General features: G+C 34.3%; 22 protein-coding genes. 2 read left to right on the top strand and 20 right to left on the bottom strand.

The genetic code is table 11. The features are described from left to right. The 18 genes from H0X48_05790 to sufC form a co-directional block, all read right to left on the bottom strand. A partial coding sequence (locus tag H0X48_05790) for a hypothetical protein (protein ID MBA3954802.1) occupies positions 1–238 on the bottom strand: 238 nt, incomplete at its 3' end. A gap of 14 nt (positions 239–252) precedes the next feature. Next, positions 253–681, bottom strand: a complete 429-nt coding sequence (locus tag H0X48_05785; GenBank protein ID MBA3954801.1) for a hypothetical protein — start codon at positions 679–681, stop codon at positions 253–255. Positions 682–764: 83 nt separating this feature from the next. Continuing rightward, entirely contained in the window at positions 765–1,382 is a 618-nt protein-coding gene (locus H0X48_05780; protein MBA3954800.1) for a hypothetical protein, read from the bottom strand. Between the two features lie 37 nt (positions 1,383–1,419). Further along, positions 1,420–1,836 carry a hypothetical protein gene (locus H0X48_05775; protein MBA3954799.1) on the bottom strand — a complete coding sequence of 139 codons (417 nt, stop codon included), beginning with the start codon at positions 1,834–1,836 and terminating at the stop codon, positions 1,420–1,422. An 82-nt stretch (positions 1,837–1,918) separates the two neighbouring features. Next, positions 1,919–2,536 (bottom strand): hypothetical protein, encoded by a 618-nt coding sequence (locus H0X48_05770; GenBank protein ID MBA3954798.1) that lies wholly within the window; start codon positions 2,534–2,536, stop codon positions 1,919–1,921. A gap of 38 nt (positions 2,537–2,574) precedes the next feature. Further along, positions 2,575–2,988, bottom strand: coding sequence for a hypothetical protein (locus H0X48_05765; GenBank protein MBA3954797.1), 414 nt, complete (start codon positions 2,986–2,988; stop codon positions 2,575–2,577). Between the two features lie 10 nt (positions 2,989–2,998). Beyond that, a complete protein-coding gene (locus H0X48_05760) occupies positions 2,999–3,415 on the bottom strand; it encodes a hypothetical protein (protein MBA3954796.1) in 417 nt (138 codons plus the stop codon). 82 nt (positions 3,416–3,497) lie between these two features. Beyond that, positions 3,498–4,118 carry a hypothetical protein gene (locus tag H0X48_05755; GenBank protein MBA3954795.1) on the bottom strand — a complete coding sequence of 207 codons (621 nt, stop codon included), beginning with the start codon at positions 4,116–4,118 and terminating at the stop codon, positions 3,498–3,500. Positions 4,119–4,786: 668 nt separating this feature from the next. After that, complete coding sequence (locus H0X48_05750) at positions 4,787–5,209, bottom strand: hypothetical protein (protein MBA3954794.1); 423 nt, start codon at positions 5,207–5,209, stop codon at positions 4,787–4,789. A 41-nt stretch (positions 5,210–5,250) separates the two neighbouring features. Beyond that, positions 5,251–5,682: a hypothetical protein gene (locus H0X48_05745; GenBank protein ID MBA3954793.1), complete on the bottom strand. Its 432-nt coding sequence runs from the start codon at positions 5,680–5,682 to the stop codon at positions 5,251–5,253. Between the two features lie 14 nt (positions 5,683–5,696). Beyond that, positions 5,697–6,125, bottom strand: a complete 429-nt coding sequence (locus H0X48_05740) for a hypothetical protein (GenBank protein MBA3954792.1) — start codon at positions 6,123–6,125, stop codon at positions 5,697–5,699. Between the two features lies 1 nt (position 6,126). Further along, on the bottom strand, positions 6,127–8,913 hold the full coding sequence (locus H0X48_05735) for a hypothetical protein (protein ID MBA3954791.1): 2,787 nt from the start codon (positions 8,911–8,913) through the stop codon (positions 6,127–6,129). A 64-nt stretch (positions 8,914–8,977) separates the two neighbouring features. After that, entirely contained in the window at positions 8,978–11,182 is a 2,205-nt protein-coding gene (locus tag H0X48_05730) for an AAA family ATPase (GenBank protein MBA3954790.1), read from the bottom strand. Positions 11,183–11,334: 152 nt separating this feature from the next. Continuing rightward, positions 11,335–12,534 (bottom strand): cysteine desulfurase, encoded by a 1,200-nt coding sequence (locus H0X48_05725; protein ID MBA3954789.1) that lies wholly within the window; start codon positions 12,532–12,534, stop codon positions 11,335–11,337. A gap of 2 nt (positions 12,535–12,536) precedes the next feature. Next, positions 12,537–15,137 (bottom strand): sel1 repeat family protein, encoded by a 2,601-nt coding sequence (locus H0X48_05720; protein ID MBA3954788.1) that lies wholly within the window; start codon positions 15,135–15,137, stop codon positions 12,537–12,539. A gap of 9 nt (positions 15,138–15,146) precedes the next feature. Continuing rightward, complete coding sequence (locus H0X48_05715; GenBank protein ID MBA3954787.1) at positions 15,147–16,367, bottom strand: SufD family Fe-S cluster assembly protein; 1,221 nt, start codon at positions 16,365–16,367, stop codon at positions 15,147–15,149. Continuing rightward, on the bottom strand, positions 16,339–17,718 hold the full coding sequence (gene sufB, locus H0X48_05710) for a Fe-S cluster assembly protein SufB (GenBank protein ID MBA3954786.1): 1,380 nt from the start codon (positions 17,716–17,718) through the stop codon (positions 16,339–16,341). The genes H0X48_05715 and sufB overlap by 29 nt, the downstream gene beginning before the upstream one ends. Next, a complete protein-coding gene (gene sufC, locus H0X48_05705) occupies positions 17,666–18,400 on the bottom strand; it encodes a Fe-S cluster assembly ATPase SufC (GenBank protein ID MBA3954785.1) in 735 nt (244 codons plus the stop codon). Before sufC ends, sufB begins: the two co-directional genes overlap by 53 nt. Before the next feature lie 234 nt (positions 18,401–18,634). Here sufC and H0X48_05700 point away from each other — a divergent pair, with 234 nt between their 5' ends. Both H0X48_05700 and brnQ read left to right on the top strand, forming a co-directional pair. After that, positions 18,635–19,927: a DUF726 domain-containing protein gene (locus H0X48_05700; protein ID MBA3954784.1), complete on the top strand. Its 1,293-nt coding sequence runs from the start codon at positions 18,635–18,637 to the stop codon at positions 19,925–19,927. Positions 19,928–20,240: 313 nt separating this feature from the next. Further along, positions 20,241–21,470: a branched-chain amino acid transport system II carrier protein gene (gene brnQ, locus H0X48_05695; GenBank protein MBA3954783.1), complete on the top strand. Its 1,230-nt coding sequence runs from the start codon at positions 20,241–20,243 to the stop codon at positions 21,468–21,470. A 50-nt stretch (positions 21,471–21,520) separates the two neighbouring features. Here brnQ and trxB read toward each other — a convergent pair whose 3' ends face one another. Both trxB and H0X48_05685 read right to left on the bottom strand, forming a co-directional pair. Then, positions 21,521–22,645 (bottom strand): thioredoxin-disulfide reductase, encoded by a 1,125-nt coding sequence (gene trxB, locus H0X48_05690; protein ID MBA3954782.1) that lies wholly within the window; start codon positions 22,643–22,645, stop codon positions 21,521–21,523. Between the two features lie 134 nt (positions 22,646–22,779). Then, positions 22,780–23,119, bottom strand: a 340-nt coding sequence (locus H0X48_05685; GenBank protein MBA3954781.1) for a hypothetical protein, incomplete at its 5' end; no start/stop codon positions are given.

Raw genomic sequence — 23,119 nt, 5'->3', positions numbered from 1 at the left:
TTATCAAGGGTGCTTTTTCAGGGTCTTGTACACAAGTAACCAAACACGATCTATTATAGTTTCTAATTCTTTGTAAGCCTTCAGCCCATTGTTGTTTATAATCCTTAAGATTCCAATACTCAAGTGGAATATCAAATTTTTCTTTGAAATTATTTATAGTAATTTCACCTAATACACAGGGTATATTATTAACTACTCTTGGTTTATTATTAAGAATTTTAATCGATAAGTTTAGCATATTATTTTACTTTATTACTCCAGATCTATTATCCATTCAGCAGGCATTGGCTCATCTGGTTCCGGCATTATTCGTTCATCCAAAAAATCATAACAATTATTAGGTGTAAATCGCTTATCTCCTATCTTATTCGAATAAAGGTGAGCAAAAAGGATTTGGTTTCTAATAATAATCTTATTACCAACTTTATATAAATTCCACCAATTAAGAAAAGGTGACTTTTCTGGATCTTGAACATAAGTAACAAAACATGACTTATCATGAGTATTTATTCTCTCTAGTCCGTCTCTCCATTGCCTTTTATAATCTTCTAGAGTCCAATATTCTAAAGCAATACCAAATCTTTCATCAAAATCCCCGATAGTGATTTTGCCACGGGCACAAGGAACACCTTCAAAAACTACTATTTCTTCTCTAATAACTTCTATATAAATCTTATTCACTTTTACGTTCCTAGTAAGAATAAGCAAGTTTTTTAATATTTTTATCTTATCCAATCAACATTTTTATGCTAAATATGTTCATACTAATCAATAGACTTTAATTCTGCTTCATGCAAATACTTGCATTGTTCATAATTGCCCTTCATAATACTAAGCAATTCTTCAGTTTTATTAAGCCATTCAAGAGCAACTTCTTTGCTTAATTTAACTATCAAATGAGATTGGTAATTTTTTAAGAATTCCTCATAAGTAATAAAGTTCTCACCTTCTTCAGGATCTATTGAGCGCCAAGAATAGAAAGGTGTTACTTCTAAAAATATTTCCGAGTTTTTATTGTATATCCAAATTCCTCTTTCTCTAGAATCCCACAACAAATATTTCATTCCTATCCACTTTTTGTGCTTCTCAGCAGGAAAAGATAAATACTTATTTCTATCTTGAAAATATTCATTAGCAAGATATCCTATATCTTTTATTATGGAGCAATCGAGTTGTAGTTGGCTTTCCTGAGCCTCTTTTAACAAATAATTTAGTTCTTCAACAGCTATTTGAATACAATGATATTCATATAATGTATAGGATTGCTCATTCTTATGAAGTGTTATAGTTACTTGCTCACAACCTTCTAATTTAGTAACCGGGCAAGGTAGTATTGCTTCGATAAAAATAGTATCATCTATTTTAAGGATTATATTATTCACAATTTAGCTAATCAATTAAGAGATTAATAATTTCCCATTATTCTAAATCTACTACCCATTCAGATACTTTTTCTTTTGAGTTCCTCCTATTAGGTATAAAATCATAGCATGTATCTGGAGTAAATTCTTTACTACCAATTCTCTTTCTATAGATATGCGCAAAAAGTATATGATTTTGAACATAGATTTTATTATCAATTTTATACATAGGCCACCAATTAATAAAAGGCGATTTACTAGGATCTTGTACGTAAGAAACAAGACATGACTTACCATGGGTTTTGATTCTTTCAAGTCCTTCTTGCCATTGTCTTTTATAATCATCTATAGACCAATCTTCAAGTGCAATATTGAATCTCTCATCAAAGTCACCAATAGTAATTTTACCCCGTGCACAGGGTACTTCCTCAACAATAACTATCTCTGACCTAATAACTTCTATGTATATATCCATCAAAACTTTCCTAAGTAAGAATAAGTAAACTTTTTAATTTTTCTCTCAAGTTAGTAGTACTTTTACACTAGATTTGTTCAGGTTAATCAATAGAGCTAACTTCAGCTTGATGAAGATACTTACATTGTTCATAATTGCGCTTCATAATACTAAGCAGCTCTTCAGTTTTATTAAGCCATTCAAGAGCAACTTCTTTGCTTAATTTAACTATCAAATGAGGTTGGTAATTTTTTAAGAATTCCTGATAAGTAAGAAAATCTTCACCTTCTTTGGGATCAACAAAATGCCATCGATAAAAAGGAGTAATCTCTAAAAAAATTTCAGAATTTTTGTTATATATCCAAATACCCACTTCTCTCGAATCCCATAATAAATATCCCATTCCTACCCATATTTTCCTTAGTTCGTAACAAAAGAACAAATCTTCCTCTTTATCTTGGAAATATTCATTAGCAAGATGACCTATATCCTTTATTATAGAAGGATGCAATTGCAGTTTATTATTTATTGCCTCTTTTATCGAATAATTTAAATCTTCAACTGCCATCTGAATACAGTGAGACTCATATAGTAGATAGCTTTGCTCTTCGTTATAGAGAGTTATGATTACTTCTTCACAACCTTCTAATTTGGTAAGTGGGCAAGGCAATATTGCTTCGATAAAAATAGTATTGTCTATTTTAAGGATTATATTATTCACAATTTAGCTAATCAATTAAAGAGATTAATAATTTCCCATTATTCTAAATCTACTACCCATTCAGATACTTTTTCTTTTGGTTTCCTATTTGGTATAAAGTCATAACATGTATCTGGTGTAAATTGTTTATCACCAATTCTATTTCTATAGAGATCAGCAAAAAGTATGTGGTTTTGAACATATACCTTATTGTCAATCTTATACATAGGCCACCAGTCTATATATGGACCTGTTTTTGGATCCTGAACATAGGTAACAAGACATGACTTGTCATAATTTTGCAGTCTTTCAAGCCCTTCTTTCCATTGCCTCTCAAAATCATTTCTGGACCAGTATTCAAGACCAATTGGAACGCTTTCCTTGAAATTCCCAATTGTTATCTGTCCCCATATAGATAGGACACCCTCAATCGCGACTTCTTGTTTTTCAATAATATTAATTTTTACTTTCACAGTATTTATATTAAAGGGAGTCAAGGTCAGCTATCCATTCTGATACTTTTTTCTTTTTTCTATCAGGGATAAAACTATAGCAGGTGTCTGGTGTAAATTCTTTATCACCAACTCTATTTCTATAAAGGTGCGCAAAGAGCATTTGATTTCTGACTAGGATCTTATTATCTATTTTATATAAGGGCCACCAGTTAATAAAAGGTGCTTTTTTTGGGTCTTGAACATAACTAACAAGGCATGACTTATCTTGAATTTTAATTCTTTCTAAACCTTCTTTCCACTGCTTTTTATAGTCTTCTAAAGTCCAATACTCAAGAGCAATATTAAATCTTTCATTAAAATCACCTATAGTAATTTTACCACGTGCACAAGGAACACCTTCAACAACTATTATCTCTTCTCTAATAACTTCTATGGATATATCCATCTAAACTTTCCTAAGTAAGAATGAGTAAACTTTTTAATTTTTTTCTCAAGTTAGTAGTCCTTTTACACTAGATTTGTTCAGGTTAATCAATAGAGCTAACTTCAGCTTCATGAAGATATTTACATTGTTCATAATTCCGCTTCATAATGTTAAGCAGCTCTTCAGTTTTATTAAGCCATTCAAGAACAATTTCCTTGCTCAGTTTAAATATACAATGAGGTTTATAATCTTTTAAAAACTCTTCGTATGTAATAAAATTCTCACCTTCTTCAGGATCACTAAAATGCCACATATAACTAGGTGTAATTTCTAAAAATATTTCTCTATTTTTGTTAAATAACCAAGTACTTGTTCCTCGAGGACTCCATACTAAGTATTCCATACCTATCCACATCTTTACTTTTTCTCTCCTAAAAAATAACTCTTGGCTACTTTCTTGGAAATACTCATTAGCTAGATAACCTAAATCTTTAAGGATAGATGAATGAATGCCTAATTCATTATTTATTGCCTGTTTTAGCAAATTTCTTAAATTCTCTATAGCTATCTCAATACAATTATATTTATAAAGCGTATAAAACTGATTCCCAAAATGAAGATTAATAGTTACTATTTCACATCCTTCTAACTCATTAATCTGACACGGTAGTATTACCTCAATAAAAGTAGTGTTGTCTATATTGAAAACTATAGTATTATTCATTATTTGAATCCTTAACAATTTTCCCTTTTCTATTTACTAATCCATGCTCTTTTAGTACCTCTCTCATATCATCTTCAAGGTTTTTCCAGGACAACTGGTATCCATGATATAACCCCTTGCTTGTCTCCTTTAAAACAACGAATTCGTCCTTGCTAATGCCAATTCTATGAGGTGAAGTTGGCTTTATCTGAATTGAGTTATCTAAAGCAAGTTGACCATTTGTGGGCGCAGGACTTTTTGGACCACGACTATCTGGATGATGATAAGGAGCGTCTTTATATTTGCCATTAATACCTATAGTAACAGCATCTTTTAATTGCGACCAACTAGAATTACTATTCGTTGATTTTAAATCTTTTACTGTTTTTTCTAACGTTGTAATTACATCAGAGCGTTTAACTATACTAACTGAGTCAATTTTCTGTACAGCTATTGTTTGTTCAACTTTTTGTTTACCAAATTGAGCTTTTAACTTCTCTACAGCTGTAGCATATTTATAGTCTTGGTTAGTTGAGGTAAATTAATACCAAGCTGCTAAGAACAACGCTCTACTTCAGGAGTTAGCGTTATTTGCAATTTACTATAGTTGAGTAAACACCCAATTTATAACACGTTTTATCAAGCTTACGTTATATGAAATTTTACTAAAACAAATAGCACCTCTAGAGCTAGTTATTTTCATCCAAATCTACCGTCCACACAGAACCTGTTGTATTTAAATTTTTAGGTATAAAATCATAACAAGTTTCCGGTGTAAAAGGCTTAACACCTATTCTCTTTTTATACATACTTCCACAGAACATATGATTCTTTATAACAAGTATATTTTTCTTTTTATAAAGTGCCCACATTACTATCATAGGATTACCTAGAGAATTTTGCACAAAGGTCACTAAACAGGACTTTGCATTAGTTTTAATTCTTTCTATGCCTTCATACCATTGTTTTTGATAATCTGTAGCTGTCCACCACAATATCGGCATCTCAAACTTCTCTTTGAAATCTCCTATAATAATTTCTCCCCATAAGCATGGCATATCCCAAACCATTTCTTTTTTTTTATCAAGAACTTTGATTGAGAAGTTTTTCACTTTATACCCCTATTGAACTTAAGTAGTTCGTTAAGCTTAGACTAGGATAAGCTTTCATCATCTAAGTTTATTACCCATACTGATGCTTTAGGATTTGTTGGTTTACGAGGTATAAAATTATAACAAGTTTCAGGTGTAAAAAGCTTATCACCTATATATTCTTTGTAAGTGCTTCCACAAAACATAAAATTATATATAAATACTTGTTTACTACGTTTATAAAGGCCCCACATATTTATCAAGGGTGCTTTTTCAGGGTCTTGTACACAAGTAACCAAACACGATCTATTATAGTTTCTAATTCTTTGTAAGCCTTCAGCCCATTGTTGTTTATAATCCTTAAGATTCCAATACTCAAGTGGGATATTAAATCTTTCTTTGAAATTATTGATAGTAATTTCACCTAATACACACGGTATATTATTAACTACTTTTGGTTTATTATTAAGAATTTTAATCGATAGGTTTAGCATATTATTTTACTTTATTACTCTAGATCTATTATCCACTCAGCAGGCATTGGCTCGTCTAGTTCTGGCATTCTACGCTCAACCAAAAAGTTATAACAATTTTCAACATTAAAAGGGTTATCACCTATACGGTTTTGATAGTTCTCCCCAAAAAGCATTTGATTTCTAATAATGACTTTATTTCCAATTTTATATAAGTTCCACCAATCAATAAAAGGAGCTTTTTTAGGATCTTGAACATAAGTAACAAGACAGGATTTATCATGAGTTTTGATTCTTTCTAACCCTTCTCTCCATTGCTTTTTATAATCTTCTATAGTCCAGTACTCTAAAGCAATATCAAATCTTTCATCAAAGTCATCTATAGTGATTTTCCCTCGAGCGCAAGGGATACCTTCATCAACGACCACCTCTTCTCTAATAACTTCTATACATATTTTATTCATTTTACTTTCCTAATATATTTTTAAGTAAGGCATCACAAGTATAAAGTCTATCCCCACTACGCTCCATAACTTTCCAAACTCCACCTTTATGGCCATCTTTATCTGGTGTTATAAATATTTTTCCATCGGTAAACGCTAATCCGCGATGTGTATTAAAAGGAGGATTCTTATCCTCTGTAAAACCAAGCTCTTTAGCAAGTTCTCTAGCTTCTTTATTGTTTAAGCACCTATTGTTTTTATTCCACCAGTTAGACCATTTGCTCTCTTCGACTATAGAGTTTGAATTAGTTAATAGCTGAGCAGCGTTTTGAGAATTTGTTGATTTTAAATCTTTTACTGTTTTTTCTAACGTTGTAATTACGTCAGAGCGTTTAACAATACTAACTGAGTCAATTTTCTGAAGAGCTATTGCTTGTTCAACTTTTTGTTTACCAAATTGAGCTTTTAACTTCTCTACAGCTATATTATATTCTTTTAGTTTAACTTTAGCTTCAGGAGTTTCAAGCAATTTCTTATTTTTAGCGCCTTCAACAAAAGCATTAAAAAATGGTTCTTCTACTTTTTGTGCTTGAGCTTGTTTATAACCTGAGTAAAGCATTTTACCTGTAACCGCAAGATTTAAACTATCTGCAGCAGTCTTAACTAATGTTTTTCCTAGCGTATATGGTTCGCCTTTATTATATGCTTGAATTAACTCTGTAAAATCTTGCTTAAGGGCATTAACATCTTTATACATATTATAAGCTGTTGAACCTACAACATAAGCTCCACTAACAATAGCCAATGGAGCCCAAAGTACTTCTGCTGCCACTACACCTACTGCCATAGGCAGTATCATAAGCTTATCTCTTACATCATTTGCTGATTCTGGAATAAGAGCTTTAAAGGAATCTATAGAAGCATCTGCAATGCCATTTAATATTTGTTGTATTTCTATTCGAGCTTTACTATTATCTGTAGAATTAAAATAAAATGCTAAGTTGCCTAGATACTTAATAGTATTACACACAGAACTTGTTTGCTCAGGCTCACTTACTTGCGCTGATTGAACAACTTTGCTTACCGCTCCATTAAGTGTTTCGATAATTTCTTTCTGTGCTTGAATTTGTTCTTGGCTATTGTACACACGAGCATTATTTATAGAAATAGTTTTAATAAGCTCTGCAGCATCTTGAGAAAGATTATGTTGGGCAATATCTTTTATAGTGTTATTTAATGTAGCTTGAGCTTGCCATTGAAAAGCATATTTATAGTCTTTGGTTAGTTGAGGTAAATTAATACCAAGCTGCTGAGAACAACGCTCTACTTCAGGAGTCAGCGTTGCTTGCAATTTACTATAATTGAGTAAATATCCAACTTTATAGCGCGCTTCATTAAGCTGAGGATTTAAAGCAAATTGCTTTTGCAGTGTAATTAGCCTATCTTTTACTTCTTTATGAGCTAAAAGGTCTAGCCGAGCATCTACTTCATTAATAAAAATTTGAGCTGGCGCAAGCTTAGCAAATTGCGGTAGTAAACCATTACCTTCGTCTAAAAATTTATCTTTTACTAAGGGACTTTTCAACACAGATGGATTGGCTTCTACTACCGATAAAAACTTACCTTTGTCTTTAATGTCTGCATGAGTAAATTCACTTAAAAATTGCTCTAAAGTTGGCTTACTTAAGCAATCAATAACTCTTTGCGCTTTTTCCGTTTCACCTTGATTTATTAAAGCTTTGGCAGTTTGAGCGTACTCTTTTATTAAACCAATTTGCTCTGGGTCTAAATTATACTGTAGATTAAACGTATCTCTTAACATATGATTAAGTTCAGCATGAGTACGAGACTTAGTTCTGCTGACATAAAAAGGTTCTTTATCAAAATCTAGCTCGAGTGCTTGTTTAAACTTAACAACCTCCTCTGCTCTTTGTTGAGTAGCAGGCATGTCTTTAATACGTTCATCAGAAAATACATGGGAATTGTAACGCTCTTTTTTAAACAATTCAGCAAATTTATCTTGAATAACTGGATTATAAAGCATATTTTCTGGTACGTCTTCAAGCAATATGCGCGCATCAAGACTAGAATAGTCGTCTATATAATCAACCAAGTTTTGTCTATACCGACTTTCAATTGCCTCAGTAGTTTCACTAAGTTTTGAATTACTTTTAGACCCTGTTTGTGCGGCATTACTATCAAGTGCTTTTTTGATATTTTTAATAGCTTGCCGTGTTGCAGGAGCTTCTAATAGAGAAGGGCTGTTATCTATTACAGTAAGAAGCTCTTCTGCATTTAAAAAGCGTATATTATTTTTTACAAACTCTTCATCTGTTAATTTAATTTCTAATTTATTATCGCTCACTACTACTTCAGGTACAGACTCTGTGAGAGATTCTTGATTTAAAAAAGTATCACATAAAGAATCTGTTAGAGATCGCTGATCTGTTCTATCTTCAAAAGCACTATTTTTTTCTTCTGCATTTGAAAGGCTCAAAGGATCAAAAGACAGTGGGGTACTAATAAACCCCCATTCTCCTCCATTGGGACTTTCTGAACTATGATCAACATATTCATTCCAGCTATTATTATAACTTAAGTCAGAATTACTTGTTTCCAGCAAGTAATCTACAAAAAATGGACTACAAAGGCTATTTGAGTCTGAGTTATCCTTGCAAAAATCCTCATAACTCTTATCAAACAGCCACTCTTTCTGCTCTGTTAAATAAAGATTATGTTGCATCGAGACGGTGTAAAAATTTAGTTGTAAGACTAATAACAGGCTAATTAAGCGGTATAAATTATACATAATAAACTTTCTTTATTTTAAAAATTAAATTGTTTAAATTGAGATTAAATATTGAGAAAAAAATTTACATTATTGAACAATAAGAAGCTGTAGGAAAGATAATAACTTTGTTGTCTTTAGCAGCCTGTATTAACTCTTCATCGCTTAAACAGTTATTTTTTGACTTCTTAAATGCACTATCGATAATAGAATATATTTTTTCTTCTAGAAGAGATTTTTTTTGCTCAATCATATGGTTACTTTCATATGGATCATCGACGTATTTCCCAGTAAGGCCAAATTCATTTTTACAAGCTTTTGCAAAAGCTTGTATACACTCATCAGAAACTGTGTTGGAATAACTAAACAGTATATATTTAATAAGTGATTCTTTAATTTTATTATCTCTACTATCACCTATACCTAGATTTGGAGTATATCCTTGTACATTATAGGCAACACAAGAGTGTGTATTATAGAATTTATACAGTGCTACATAGACATTATCTTCAGTAATGATTCCTCTATTTCTTATAAAAGATGTTTCTCGAGCCAAATCAACTAAAGATTGCAACTCATCATTATTACAATCAAATGTCATGCATGTCAAATCACTAATAAAACTATCTGATAAGGAAGAGCCTGTCATTAGGAAAAGGTAATTAATAAAGTCTACATGCACTTGAACAAATTCAATCTTTTTACTTAAGCCTAAAGTACAGTAAGCAAGAGCTGTATAAAAGTCTTTTTCCCGGATAGTTGATACGTTTTTTGCTTTTGCTACATCAACTACAGTGATAATAAGTTTTTGTAGCCCTTTAAAGTCAAAATCCTGTAGCTCTGTGTTGAATTTCTCAAGAAAAAGCACAAAAGCACTTGTTTGAGAAAAATCTTGAACTGTAACTCCGTTAAATATAACTGTATAACTACTTGATTTTAGAGCTAATTCAAAATAATGTTTTAAAATATGTATTCTACTGATAAAATCAATTTGATTTTTCTTATAAACTTTATTTAATCTAAATCGATGATCTATATGATGTTCATCAAATAAATAAAATGCTACAACAAAATCCTCTTCTCTTGGTTGTAAAGCATTTTTTTCTTTAGCTAAAGACCGAGCTTTTTTCACTAAATCAAATAATTGCTTACCACTCAATCCCGTTGTTAATTTAGTGAAAAATAACAAAAATGAGTTATTTAAAACCATTGATGCTTTTTGTAAATAAAATTTTAGGATAAGCTTTCTTGTTTCATCCTTAGGTATTAAGCATCCTTGACTCGCATAAAGAGCTGTATACAAATCATCTTGTAGAACTGAAGCAGCAACTGTATTTTCGCTAGTATAAGTATCAAATGAAATTTCATCTTTTGTACTGCCATTACTGTTGCTAGTGGTGCTGTTCGTTTTACGCTTTATAGCTCTCGTTAAAGCATTCATAGCCATAGCGTGTATCTGCCTTATGCTTAATCCTTCTGTTTCTTCTGCTAAAATATCAAAAAACTCTGGCGCAAGAGCGGATTTGTTTTTGTCTAAAAAATATAACAGTAATTTTTTTCTAGTATTTTTATCAGGCAAAGGTACTAATACAGAAAATTCCCCAAAGCGACTCATAAGAGCGTCCAGTATATTTCTTTCTAAATTAGTAGCGCCAATAAATAAAATAGGATCGTTAGGCTCTAGCTGATCAAATAATTGGTATACTGCTCTCTTAGATTCACCTGAAGAACTATTAGCCATCTTGTCAGCAATACCATCTAATTCATCAATAAATAGTACGCAAGGTCCCAAGCGTCTTGCCTCGTCAAATAGTTCTTTTATTGATTGACTTCCAGATCCTTGATAGGCAGTTATAAGTGACCCAGAAGAGACAGAAAGAAATGGCCTACCTGTTTCTCCGGCTATCGCACGAGCAAGCAATGTTTTGCCTGTTCCAGGAGGCCCATACAGTAACAACTTAGCTGGAATATCTTTTAAGCCCTCAGAAAGATACATATGAGGATTTTTTAGTATTCGAGCAACCTTTTTAACAACACTAGGAACTGGTCCTATAATATCTTTAAAAGTAATAACGGGAAGCTTTGATAAATGAGGAAATGCTCGTCTATCGACTTGTGTAGTTAATCTATCAAGAATAGCTAACTCATGAGGAGGTATTTTACCCCTATGTCTTTCACTAGACTGAGTAGGTTGAAGGCCCGATGGCAAAAATGGATCATTAAATTCTAAATCCATAGAAAGAGTAGTGATCACGTTAAAAGTAAAAAGTAGAACCATTTTATAAAACATACATTGTATCCTAAATAGTATTGTTAATAAATTATATACAATTTAATAATATATATTTAAAATAATTTCAAATTAAAAAAAATTGGAAGGCTGTTATTGATAAGCTTTTTGAGCAGTAACTATTCACTACTATTTAATTAAATCCTGTAAAATTAAAAAAGCTTTTTAAGATAATAGATACAACGTTCAACTTCTTCTTGAGTTGTATAAAGGTAAAAACTAAGGCGCGTAGAACTTTCTATGCCTAGTTTTTTATGAAGTGGCTGCGCACAATGGTGCCCTGCTCGTACACATATACCGTAGGTATCTAAATAAGCTGCAATATCATGTGCATGATACTTAGTAGACGCAAAGCTTACCATATGCCCTTGCATAGCTAGCTGCTCTTGAGGTCCTAAAACCCGTATCGTGGGCATCTGAAGCAACTCAGTTAAAGCATAACGGGTAAGTTCAGCTTCATGCTCTTTTAATTTTTCAAAATCTACTTGAGTATGTAAATAATTAAAAGCTGCAGCTAGGCCTAAAGCCTGAGCAATAGGTGGTGTACCCGCTTCGTATTTTGCTGGGCTTTTGAGCCAAGTGGCATGATCAGAACCAACAGAGAACACCATGCCGCCACCAACTTGATAAGGCTCAACGTGCTCTTGTATTTTTTTGTTTATATAGAGTACACCTATGCCTGTAGGACCTGTCATTTTATGGCCAGAAAAGACCAGAAAATCTATATCAAGCTCGCGTAGATTAATAGGTGTGCGACCAACTATTTGTGCTGCATCGATAAGTATTTTAGCACCATAAGCACGCGCAGGTTTAATTATAGCAGGTAAGTTTACTGCAGTGCCTAAAGCATTAGACTGAGCTGTACAAGCAACCAGTTTAGTTTTTGTGCTGAGTAAATCTGCATAGGCCGAGTAATCTAAATCACCTTCGGGTGTTACAGGAATGTATTTAAGTACCAGCTGCTTTTCTTGGCAGAGTCTTATCCAGGGCACTAAATTAGAATGATGCTCAAGCTCACTGACTATAATTTCGTCGCCTGGATGCAAGTTTTTTTGACCCCATGCATAAGCAACAAAGTTTATACCTTCAGTGGTTCCGCCAGTAAATACTATTTCTTGAGGTAAAGCTCCTAAATAATGCGCTATAGTTGAGCGTGCTTGCTCATAGTGTACGGTTGCCTCTTCAGCAAGGGTATAGATGCCGCGATGTACAGGAGCATTATCACGTGCGTAAAAGTTAGTTATGGCATCTATAACTGCTTGCGGCTTTTGTGTGGTTGCAGCATTATCCAAATAAGTTAATTCAGGTCTTTTAGTAAAAAAAGGAAAATCTGCTCTTAGTTTTTTAAACATACTTACGCTTGCTTACGTTGTAGTACCGAGATCATCTTGTCTGATTCTTGCCAAAGTAATCCTGCATCACTAGTAACTGATTTTAGTACTTTTAAAGCAGTAGTTGCCCAAGCGTCACCTGCTCTTTGAGTAAGCCATAATTGTGCAGCAATTACTTGCAAAGCTAGATTAAGAGCACTATCTTCAATCCTACCATTAACGATAGTACCCATTTTAAAGGCAGTAAATAAATAGTTTGTAGCCTTTTTTAGCTCAGAACCAACTGCATAACCTTTTGCATAAAAAAGTCCTAGAAATGCTGTACCATGGCTATTAGTATGAACAGTGTGAAGTTTTTCAGCTAAGGGCAACGCTAAATCATATTGGCTACGAGCATAATAAATATTAAGAAGATCTTCTGTGGCAGCTTCATTATCTAAATCAACAGCTTTCTTAAGATATTCTATACCACAATCAACACTTTTTTTTACACCTTCACCATGGTAATAAATTCTACCTAAAAGATGTGAAGCATAACCATTACCTGCGTCACTTGCTATTTTTAAATAGCGTATCCCTTTATTAACCAAGGCCTTATTTACTTTAGTACGTCTATTATAATAAATACTGCCAAGGGTAAAATATGCTTCAGTATTATGAGGAACAAAATTTTCAAGAGCATCAATTATTTTTTGTTTATCTTTACATACTCCATTTTTATTATTTAACAAATCTGAAGCTCTATATTGCAACGCATCAAAATAGTTATTAAGCCAAGGACTACCCATAAGCTCAAGAGCTTTAGCTTGATCTTTAGGCACTATTACACCTTGATCATATGCTAGGGCTAAATGAAAAGTACCTGTAGTACACTGTTGCTCATGAGATGCCTGCAAAAATTTTAAAGCCTTACTTGAGTTTTGCTTTACATCAACTCCATAACTATAACGTCTACCTAATGCTGCTTGACCTTCAGGGTGCTTTAAACTTGCTGCTAATTTTAGATAGTTAATAGCTTTACTAGGATCTTTAAACTCAGGGACAGTAAAATATATTTCTGCTAATAGATAGGCGGCATGCTCATTTTTTTTAATATCAGCATGTTCTTCAAGCAATGCTACTATTGCAAGATCGTTAAATATATGAGCTATAGGTAAGTGCGGCTCATCTATAAGCCGATCAATAAGCAAGCCACAGTATTGAACACCCTTTTCAAATTGTTCTTTAGTACTGCTTGTCAACAACAAAAGAGCTGCACATCCTTCAGCATAAGGTAATTTAGCACTAGCATACTTTTTTACAAACTCAACACCTAAATCAATCAATATTTCATCGCCTACTTCTTTAACAGATCGAGCAGACTGGGTATAGCAATACAAAGCACTTTCAATGTTTTTTAGCTTATCTTCAATACAACCAAGTTTATACCATGCTCGAGCATAATGCTTGTGAGCAGCTGCTTTAAAATACTCTTCTGCCTGCGCTAGATTTTGTACTTGGCTACTTGTTCCTACATATAAAACTAAACCCCAAGCATAAAGGCCTTGCACAATTTCTTGATCTGCAAAGCTTTTTATCGTTTCAAGAAGAGTATATTCTTCAAAGAGCTTAACTAAGTATTTATCATCCTGGTTAGCGCTCAAAATTTTTCCTAAGAGTGGGATCGCTGACTTACAGGTACCCTGCTCAGCAAGAGAAGCTAACTGATCATACAGGTTATTTTTACGCGATTTTTTACGTACTTTTTTGGGAGTAACTTTTTTTTCTCTCTCAACATTCTCGGGTGCTGCCTGCACTTCAGACTTTAAATTCAGTTCAAGTGCTTGTTTTAAAGCAACCTGTTCTGTTTCGGGAGCTAGTATAGCTACATCACTTAATTGAGTGGTTATTGTAGCTTTAGCGTCTAAATTTTGTAAAGTGGGTTGTTTGAGCATACGCAGCGCTACTGGATGTTTAATCTGAGCAAGAGGGGAAAATACTTGCAGAGCATTGCTATAGTCTTTTTGGGCATAAAATTTTAAACCTACGTCGCACGTTTTTTGAAAGTCGCTTTTAGAACTTTCATAAAGCTCTTGCATGCTTACTTGAGCCTCAACACCATATACGCCCAAAAGCAAAGCACCTAAAAGATCAAATGCTTCTGAACACCAACTGTAACGAGGCCATCGAGCAAACGGATAGACATTTTGTACTTCAATAAAATGTGTAGGCTTTATAGCCTCAATTGTCCAATAAGCTGCTTTAGTCGTGTCTTTTTTATAGTTTAATTCTAATTTCGCCAATTGATAACAAGATGCTCGATGACACTGAACTGCTGCTCGCTGGAAGTATTCATATGCTTTATCTCTATCACTACCTGCATGTAATAAACCAAGATGATAATGTGCTTCAGTTTCACCTCGTAAAGCAGCATGCTCAAAAAGCAAAACCATTAATTGAGGGCTCTTGTGCTGCTCTTTAAGACCCAAAGCTAAAGCTAAAGCTTGATTGCTAGGCAGATTTTTATACTGCGCATGTAATGCTGTTAGATTCTGCTTTGGGATATCCATAGCACTTAGGGATGACAAACATACCAATGACAGAAAAAACGGGCTCAAAGAAGCCCAGTATATACTATTTTTCATATTAGCTACTTAAGTTAAGAAACAATAATTTTTAATACGTTGAATTAATGCAAACACCTGAGGCAACTCTTCTTGGAGTAATCCTCTAGAGATATCTTCTAGAAAAGCTTCAACTAAAAGCTTTTGAGCTTGCTCTGGGGTAAAGCCACGTGACTGTAAATAAAGCAGTTGCTCTCTGTTTACTTTACCCACAGCACTACCATGACGACAGTGTACCTCTTTTGTCTTAATTTCTAAAGAGGGTATTGCACATACACGAGCAACATTACTCATAAGCAAAGCGCGTTGTTGCTGATCGGCAAGCATAGCGCGAGCTTCTTTACTACCAAAAATAGTACCTTCATACAATGCACGCGAAGTATCATATAATACATTTTTAATGTTAATGCTGCTTTCTGTTTTTTCACCCGTATGGTACTGGCGTGTACTAAAAGCATTGTGCTGATTTTTTTTAAGAATAGACGCAAAATTACAAGAAACAGATGCTTGCAACCCTTCGAGCATAAAATCATGCTGCAAAGAGCTTAACGCACCGCCAGTAACTGCTTTAATTATTTTTAGTTGCGCATGAGAATCTAAAAACCATGAGTCATGTAAAAGAACATGAGATTCAAGTGAAAGAGCATGCTCTTGTACCACAAACACAGAAGCTCCAGCACCTATACATCCCCACAAACTGCTTAGTTGAGCAGACTGATTTTCTGGATTATAAGTATCAACAATAGTTACTTGAGCTCCTGCACCAATAATAAATAAAGTAGAATTTATCACTAAACTACTGCGTTGATAATTTAAAAGATCGTTAAGCAATAGCTTTACCTGAGCATAAGCAGGTATATACACAACTTTACTATAACCACAAGCAAGGGTAAGCAGTTGTAGTGCGCTGTAATTAGTTATGTTTAAAAACAGCTTATCTGTATAATGCTTAACTTCTGTATGCTCACTATAGGATTGAGCTAGATCATTAGACCATGCACCATTACCTAGATCTTTAAAGCTTGAGCTCTGATCTATAACTGTATACGGGGCCCAATCAAACTGTACGGATACAAAACGTGAAAAAGCGGTAGTAGTTTGTTGATTAGACAGCTTTTTATAAGCATCAAAAGCTTGTGCTTGATAGGCCGCTAGCTTAGATACTTTATTAGATGCGTTATACCAAAACTCTACTAGAGAATCTGATGGAAACAGAGTGTTATTAACCAATTGACCCCTCCATTTCAGCATTAATAAGCCTATTAAGCTCAACAGCATATTCCATAGGCAATGTTTTAATAAACGGCTCAATAAAACCATTTACTATCATAGCGCTTGCTGCTGCTTTAGTTATACCACGACTCGTTAAATAAAATAGTTGCTCATCACTTATTTTAGACACAGAAGCTTCATGACCAACGTCAACTTCTGATTCATGTATAAGCATGGTAGGATAGGTATCTGATTGTGATTGATCATCAAGCATTAAAGCGTCACATTGTACACGAGAACGTACATTTGTAGCACCCTTAGCTACTTTGAGTAGCCCTCTGTAACTTGCTCGTCCTGAGTTTTTACTTATTGATTTAGAAATAATAGTTGAATGAGTGTCAGGCGCTAAGTGAATAATCTTGCCCCCTGAATCTTGATGTTGCCCTTCTGATGCTACTGCTATAGAGAGTATATCACCTTGAGCACCAGGTTCTTTTAGTATCACACTAGGATACTTCATAGTTACTTTACTACCAAAGTTTCCGTCAACCCATGAAATACGTGCATTTTTATATGCTATACCACGCTTGGTAACCAAATTATAGATATTGGAAGCCCAGTTTTGAATAGTAGTATAGACCACTTGAGATCCTTCGTGAGCACTAATTTCTACTACTGCACTATGCAAAGAACTTTTTTTATAAATAGGCGCACTGCACCCTTCTATATAGTGCACTTTCGCATTTTTTTCAGCAATAATAAGTGTCCGCTCAAATTGCCCCATTTGTGACTGATTTATACGAAAATAGGCCTGCAAGGGCATATCTATATGCACTCCTTCAGGAACGTATACAAAACTACCACCACTCCATACAGCTGAATTAAGCGCAGCGAATTTATTATCATGAGCAGGTATAATAGACGCAAAGTATTTTTTAAATAATTCAGGATAAAGAGCTAAACCATTCGTCATATCGCAAAAGATAACACCTTTAGACGACCATTCTTTTTTTAAACTTTTATAGACAACTTCAGATTCAAATTGAGCACCTACACCTGCAAGCATAGTTCTTTCAGCTTGAGGGATACCAAGCGCTTCAAAAGTATTTTTAATTTTATCAGGTACATCGTCCCACGACGTCTTTTGATCTTCTAAGGGCTTTATATAATAATAGATGTCTTGAATGTTAAGCTCACTTAAATCAGGACCCCAAGCAGGCAGTGGCAACGACTCAAATATTTCAAGAGCTTTAAGCCTAAAGTCGGTCATCCAACCTGGTTCATTTTTACGCTCTGATATGTCAATTACTATCTGTTTGTTAAGACCTTGCTTGCTTTTATAGTGATAATCCATTATATCCCCGCTGTTCGATAGTATGAGCCAACTCATGAGAACCTGAAGCTACTAATCTACCGCAAGAGATAACGTGTACGTAATCGGGCACTATATACTCTAAAATACGATTATAATGGGTAATAAGTATCAATACCAAATCAGGATTTACTGACTTTGCATATTGTAATGCTTGAGCAACTAGTTTTAAAGCATCAACATCAAGACCAGAGTCTATTTCATCAAGTAAAGCTACTTTAGGAGAAAACAATAATAATTGTGCAATTTCTAACCGTTTTTTCTCGCCACCAGAAAAACCTTCGTGCAGATTACGATAGACAAAGCTATGATCTAAATTAACCCTGTCAAAAGCAGCGTATACAAGCTCTTTAAAAGCAGATACTGCTATATCTTGACCAGTAAGCATACGATGAGCTTCTTTAAGAAAAGTAAAGACTTGTACACCAGGCACTTCTTGAGGATACTGAGCTGCTAAAAACAACCCTGCACGTGCCCGTTTTTCTACCGGCAACGCACTTAGATCACTAGTATCAAGAAGTAGTTGCCCACTGGTAAGCGTATAAGCAGGGTGACCCATAAGGGTAGCTGCCAGAGTGCTTTTGCCTGAGCCATTAGGCCCCATTAAAGCATGTACTGTGCCAGCAGAAAAAGAAAGGGAAAGAGTGTCAATAATAGGTTTAGTATCAAGAGCAATAGAAACGTTTTTTAAGTAAAGCATCGTATTTTTTCTCTATTTTTTTTATGTATTAATTTTTAAAAGTATAACCCATATTGAGCTTTTTTTCAAATAGAGAACCTGCTTTAACTTTTTAGCTATCTCTTGCAGTTGTATAATGCCTTAATCTAATACTACATACTAGACCCGGTATAAGGAAAAACATCTGTTTTTGACCTGTTGCATAGCCTGACGGTTCTATTAAACTTAGTTAGTATATACAAGTAAGAAAAAATAATGGAAAATTACATGATTGATAAAAAACAATTAGTGAGTGGTATCTATCTAACTTCAATTCTTTTGATTATAACTGCCACGTTTAGCCTACAAGTAAAAAAAACTCCGATCAAAAAGCAAGTAACTATATTTGTGCATGGTACAGTTTTTCCCTTTTTGGCATTCCTTAATCCTCATAAAACCTATATCCATAATCTTGATTCTCAGGACTGGTATTCACGCTGTATCGGGCAGTTACGCACTAATCCATTGTTACAAGAAGATTGTATTATGCTTGATGTTGGTTTACATAAAATTGATAATGGCTACTTACAACAATATACTCAACAAACACTTCCTCCAGCGCTCAGCAAAAAAGGTGCTTATCAAGCAATTGGCGCTTATCATACCATAACAAAACTACTTGCAAACAACAGTAAACAACACGTAGAACATGACTATTATACTTTTGGTTTTACCGGCCTTTTAAGCGAAAGTCATAGAAAACAAACAGCTGAAGACCTTTATCAAACTCTTATAAAACTTATTTATACCTATAAACAACAGAATTATGAACCCATAATTACTCTGTGCGGATACAGCCATGGTGGCAATGTTATTTTATACACAGCTCAAGCTGCAGAGCGTTCACCAGCAGCAATTAGTATCGACACAGTAGTACTGCTTGGTACTCCCCTACAAACAGAAACTGCACAACTTGCTAAAAAAAGCATTTTTAAAACTGTTATAAATATCTACTCAACGGGCGATACAGTGCAAAGTGGCGATAGCTTCTCTACTCCTCATGGTATAACGCATCGTAAATTAAGCGATCTTTTTAATACACAAGAATATGTCAAAGTTTGTCCTGGTAAACATCTGTATGATCTTCAAATAACTGCAGATGAAGACAAACAAGCCTTTGGACACTGTGCTTATTGGTTTTTTAATCATTATAGCCCTGGTTTATTTAACACAACACCTGTTAACACTCAAGCTGTGTATAATACTCTTACTCCATTACCTCTTGTTATACTTATACCTTTAGTTAAAGAGTTGCTCAAAAAAACAAGTTTTACTTATCAAAATATAACTGACTTAACACTTTCACTTAATGCTCATGAGAGTTATTTTGGCTTCCAGGTGCTTAATGCACACAATAATCAGTGCTTACTAAAGTCAGCTAACATAAAAAATAGTGTAAGCCGTATACAACAGTATGCTCAAACAAGCTGGCAGCCCTACGTACACGAGAGCTTTAGTATGCGATTAGCAGTAGGTGCATTAACGGCCCTTCAAACACTTGTAACCTAGCTGCTAATTTGCATTTGACACAGGAATGGTATATGTTAAGAAAGAATATTTTACTGGTTATAACACCTTAAAGGAGCCATCATGGACAAGGATTTGTCTAAAAAAACTGTCACCACACCAGTTACTTTTTCTTACAGTCTTTCTTTATATCCTGCCTTTATGTGTTGGGCCTATCTGCCCATTATTAGTATTTGTTTATAAAATAAATCTTTTTCTTTTTGCTTTTAATTATTTTAGTTGTCTTCTATCATAAGAGCACTGTTGTGTCTTATTATGCTTTTATTATTTGTTTTAGTAACTATAAAGGAATACTATGAAAAAATATTTTCAGTCAACCACACTTACTACCGGGCTAGCTATATTTGCTATGCTTTTTGGTGCAGGTAATTTAATTTTCCCTCCTAAAGTTGGCATCGTTTCTGGTACGCAGACATGGTTAGGGTTAACAGCGTTTATTATTACTGCCGTTTTATTACCGCTAGTTGGCCTTATTGGTATGGTTTTTTTTGATGGCGACTACAGGGCTTTCTTTGCTCGTACAGGTAAAATACCAGGTAATTTACTGATACTTTTCTGCATGCTTACTATAGGGCCCCTCTTAATTATGCCTCGTATTGTAGGGCTTACCTACGAGTTAATCTCACCGTTTGTGGGTGAATCCTGCAGCATACTCTGGTTTAGTCTGTTTTTTGCACTCTTAACGTTTGTTTGCTGCTACCATAAAAATAAAATTGTTGATTTACTGGGTAAAATTTTAAGCCCGCTTAAACTGCTCTCTATGTTTACGATTATATCTTTAGGATTTTGGTTTCGTAAACCTATGGCAGTAGTATCTACGCCTTCATGGGAAATATTTAAGACTAACTTTCAAGAAGGCTACAACACTTTTGATTTAGTGGGCATGATATTTTTTGCTTATATTATCATCGCCATTTTAAAGCGTACTGCTGCTCCAGAAATTACGAGTAATCATCGTGCCTTAGCTAAAGTTATGCTCCGTGGGGGTATTATAGGAGGATTTCTTTTAACTCTTGTGTATATTGGCATGGGATACTTAGGAGCTTTTCATGGTCAAGGGCTTGGTCACCTCGATGAAGGTAAAATTTTTATTACCACTATAATCCGTGTTCTTGGCGACAAAGGGGCTGTCTTTATCAGTCTTACAGTACTTGTAGCATGTCTTTCAACTATGATTGCTCTTGCTTCAGTAGTAAGTGAGTATCTACGCAACGATATTTTACAACGCAAAGTAGGCTATACTACAGCACTCACGTTAGTACTTGGATTAACAACAGTAATTGCTCAACTTAAGCTTAAGGGGTTACTCTACTATTCAATACCACTTATTTTAATGGTATATCCTGTTATTATAGTGCTAACGTTTTGTAATATAGCTTATAAACTCTGGGGCTTTAAACCAGTTAAAATACCCGTATTACTAGCGTTTTTACTTAGCGCCTACATGTATGGCCCTGAATTTATCAGACGTATTAAAACAGGTGTTCCAGCAACATCAGTTGCTCAAGAAATAGCACCGCTCTAAACTAAAAGAGGCACTGTAATAAGTGCCTCTTTTTTTTGTATTAACTTGTTTTAATTAATCTGTACTTCTGTCTCTTCAGCAAATAATTGTAGTTTACGTGCTACTAGCTCGGTAAGACCTATATCACGCAACCACTCAACTGCTTCAAGTCCTGCTTTACAGCCACTTGAAGATGCAACTACTGCTTGTCTGAATTTACTATCTTCAACATCACCTGCAGCAAAGACGCCTTTAACCGAAGTAGTTTGTGAGCGTCCTTCAAGCTCTAAATATCCTGCATTATTTATAGCTAAATAATTACTAAATAGACTTGTATTAGGATTATGGCCTATAGCTAAGAATAGCCCTTGAGCAGTCAACAAACTTTCTTGATCTGTTTCAAAATCTTTTATTTTAAGACCCGTAACTGCATTACCATCACCCACAACTTCAAGAATTTGCTTGTTGTAGACTATGCTTACATTTTTATAATCTTCAAGTCTTTCTTGCATGCTTTTAGCTGCTCTCATACGGTCTTTACGCACAATAATAGTAACCGTTTTTGCATGAGAAGCTAATTGTAAAGCTTCTTCAACTGCACCATCACCACCACCAACTACTACTACATCTTTACCCTTAAAAAATCCGCAATCGCATAATGCACAAGGTGTTACACCTCGTCCCCAATACTCAAGCTCACCAGGAATGCCTAATTGCCGCGGTGCTGATCCTGTAGCAATTACTATGGTAAGTGCATGCATAACCCTTCCTGATTCTGTCATTAATACAAAAGGCCATTGATCAAAGTCCACTTTAGTTACTGTGTCTTCAATAATAACTGCACCAAAATCTTGAACTTGTTTTTGTAAAATATCCATAATTTCGTATCCTTGCATTTTTGCAATGCCAGGCCAGTTTTCAACAAGTGTAGTATTAGTAAGCTGTCCCCCAGGTACTGGACCAGTGAAAACAACCGTATGTATACGAGCTCGTGTAGTATACATGGCAGCTGTTAAGCCTGCAGGGCCACCGCCTAAAATAGCAACTGGTATAACATTTTCTTTAGTATAGGCTTGCTTAATATCAAGCTCTCTATAAGTTGCTGGATTGTCAAAAGTATTTTCAGCCCTACACATAACTAAACAAGAGCTTAAAAGACCAATAGCTATACTACACAAAGTTTTTCTTGTTTTCATAGTTTTCTCTTTTACATTATTAATATAATACACCACTGTTTTGATTAGTTTAACTTGAAATAAGCCAAAGATGCAACTAACAAAAAAGGGTGCCGGAGCACCCTTTAATTTATAGCGTGTAGAGTAAAAAAATATTAGTAATCAGCTTTCAGCAAAGCTATACTTTGATTATAATGAGCTACTATCTGTTCTAAATTATGTTTTTGCTTGCTACTTAAAAGTACTACAAAGTCAGCACTTTCAAGCAAATAAGCAGGATTATCTTGTGCTTGACCAACCAGTTGGACTAAGTCAGACGAACTACCAATTGCTGCAAATTGTTCAGCTGATAAGCTACCCAAAAATGCATCAATGGTTGTTAAATTCTGCTGTCTATCGGCATTAACACTTTTGCCAATTTGCCATAAGATATAGGCTGCCCCTAAACTACCAGTAATAACAGCCACTTGTGTTTTATGAGAATTTACATACGCC

Source organism: Candidatus Dependentiae bacterium (assembly GCA_013821315.1).
In the GTDB taxonomy this organism is placed as follows: domain Bacteria; phylum Babelota; class Babeliae; order Babelales; family Babelaceae; genus JACDHA01.
This window is presented reverse-complemented; position numbering and strand designations above follow the sequence as displayed.

Bases quoted from the DNA above. Each gene is read 5' to 3' on its own strand.
- H0X48_05775 (MBA3954799.1), bottom strand. From the start codon at position 1,836: ATGGATATATACATAGAAGTTATTAGGTCAGAGATAGTTATTGTTGAG.
- H0X48_05760 (MBA3954796.1), bottom strand. From the start codon at position 3,415: ATGGATATATCCATAGAAGTTATTAGAGAAGAGATAATAGTTGTTGAA.
- H0X48_05755 (MBA3954795.1), bottom strand. From the start codon at position 4,118: ATGAATAATACTATAGTTTTCAATATAGACAACACTACTTTTATTGAG.
- H0X48_05745 (MBA3954793.1), bottom strand. From the start codon at position 5,682: ATGCTAAACCTATCGATTAAAATTCTTAATAATAAACCAAAAGTAGTT.
- H0X48_05740 (MBA3954792.1), bottom strand. From the start codon at position 6,125: ATGAATAAAATATGTATAGAAGTTATTAGAGAAGAGGTGGTCGTTGAT.
- H0X48_05735 (MBA3954791.1), bottom strand. From the start codon at position 8,913: ATGTATAATTTATACCGCTTAATTAGCCTGTTATTAGTCTTACAACTA.
- H0X48_05730 (MBA3954790.1), bottom strand. From the start codon at position 11,182: ATGTTTTATAAAATGGTTCTACTTTTTACTTTTAACGTGATCACTACT.
- H0X48_05725 (MBA3954789.1), bottom strand. From the start codon at position 12,534: ATGTTTAAAAAACTAAGAGCAGATTTTCCTTTTTTTACTAAAAGACCT.
- H0X48_05720 (MBA3954788.1), bottom strand. From the start codon at position 15,137: ATGAAAAATAGTATATACTGGGCTTCTTTGAGCCCGTTTTTTCTGTCA.
- H0X48_05715 (MBA3954787.1), bottom strand. From the start codon at position 16,367: ATGCTGAAATGGAGGGGTCAATTGGTTAATAACACTCTGTTTCCATCA.
- sufB (MBA3954786.1), bottom strand. From the start codon at position 17,718: ATGAGTTGGCTCATACTATCGAACAGCGGGGATATAATGGATTATCAC.
- sufC (MBA3954785.1), bottom strand. From the start codon at position 18,400: ATGCTTTACTTAAAAAACGTTTCTATTGCTCTTGATACTAAACCTATT.
- H0X48_05700 (MBA3954784.1), top strand. From the start codon at position 18,635: ATGGAAAATTACATGATTGATAAAAAACAATTAGTGAGTGGTATCTAT.
- brnQ (MBA3954783.1), top strand. From the start codon at position 20,241: ATGAAAAAATATTTTCAGTCAACCACACTTACTACCGGGCTAGCTATA.
- trxB (MBA3954782.1), bottom strand. From the start codon at position 22,645: ATGAAAACAAGAAAAACTTTGTGTAGTATAGCTATTGGTCTTTTAAGC.